1 protein-coding gene is annotated in these 1,333 nt (G+C 55.4%); it reads right to left on the bottom strand.

Features of this window, described 5'->3' with window-relative positions; genetic code table 11:
• Positions 1–37: 37 nt before the first annotated feature.
• Positions 38–1,242 (bottom strand): IS3 family transposase gene (locus BN1134_RS18105; protein WP_156991867.1). Its coding sequence is split into 2 segments (ribosomal slippage): positions 38–915 and positions 915–1,242, totalling 1,206 coding nucleotides; the frame shifts between segments, so codons are not numbered across the junction.
• Between the last annotated feature and the right edge of the window lie 91 nt (positions 1,243–1,333).

Here is a 1,333-nt window from a genome sequence, read left to right as displayed (position 1 = left end):
TGGATTTGACCCCATAGGTCCAGACACTTTTTCCCGCTTAGGGTTGTGATACCCGACTGCGCAGAAATTCCCGTGGTGAACGGTATCCCAAGGCGCTGTGCGGGTGGTGTTCGTTATAATGCTCAAACGCGATGGCCAAATTGCCTACCGCTGTTCGGCTATCTGGTTTCGGCATCATCTCGATATAGTCTCGCTTCATCGTCTTCACGAAGCTCTCCGCTATACCGTTGCTCTGTGGGCTTCTCACCGCCGTCGTTCTGGGCTCCAACCCGATTTCTCGTGCAAACGCGCGGGTCTCATGGGCTCGATACGCCGAGCCATTATCAGTCAGCCACTCCACCGGTGATGCCGGCAACGCATCCCCGAAGCGTCGTTCGACAGATCTCAGCATGACATCTTGCACCGTGTCACTGTCGTAACCCCCGGTGCTGGCAGCCCAGTCCAACGCCTCCCTATCGCAGCAGTCCATGGCGAACGTGACTCGTAGTTTTTCACCGTTATCGCAGCGAAACTCGAAGCCATCCGAGCACCAACGTCGATTGCTCTCTTTGACGGCAACACGCCCCTTATGTGCCTGCTGGGCCAATGGTGCTGCCGGTTTTCTTTCCAGCAGCAGGCCATGCTCTCTCATGACGCGATATACCCGTTTGGCGTTTACTACAGGCTGTCTTGTTGCCTCTGACTGACGCCGTAACAGCGCCCAGACCCGGCGATAGCCATAGGAGGGAAGTTCTGCCATCGCCTCCATGATACGGCCAAGTAAGGCTGCATCATCACGCTGGCGATGATGACGACCATCTTGCCAACCTGGTTTGCGATGAACACGAACGGATAGCTGCGCACGCGATACATTAAGGGCCTGGCTCACAGCACTTAATCGTCGTCCCCCGGCAACAAGGGCGCATGCGCAATCAATTTTTTTGCTCGACCATACTCCACGGCTTCTTTGAGGATCTCGTTCTCCATGGTCTTCTTCCCGAGCAGACGCTGGAGCTCTCGGATCTGCTTGATGGCAGCAGCCAACTCGGAGGCTGGAACAACATCCTCACCGGCGGTGATCGCCGTGAGAGAGCCTTCCTGGAATTGTTTACGCCATTTGAAAAGCTGGTTGGCGTTGACGTCGTGCAAGCGAGCGACATGAGATACGGTCATTCCGGGCTCAAAGGTCTGCTGCACGATGGAGATCTTTTCCTGCGGAGTCCGGCGTCGACGGCGCTCAGCCCCTGTTAACACTTCGACCATTTTCTCGTTGCGACTAGTACTGAACATAGTTCCAAGACTACCTCTTAAATTAAGAGGGGCGAAGTGTCTGGATCTTCAAGGGGCCAATCTA

The sequence above is a fragment of the Aeromonas simiae genome (assembly GCF_000820125.1).
GTDB classification, from domain to species: domain Bacteria; phylum Pseudomonadota; class Gammaproteobacteria; order Enterobacterales; family Aeromonadaceae; genus Aeromonas; species Aeromonas simiae.
Note: the sequence above shows the minus strand (reverse complement) of the source record. Positions and strands in the feature narration are given on the sequence as shown.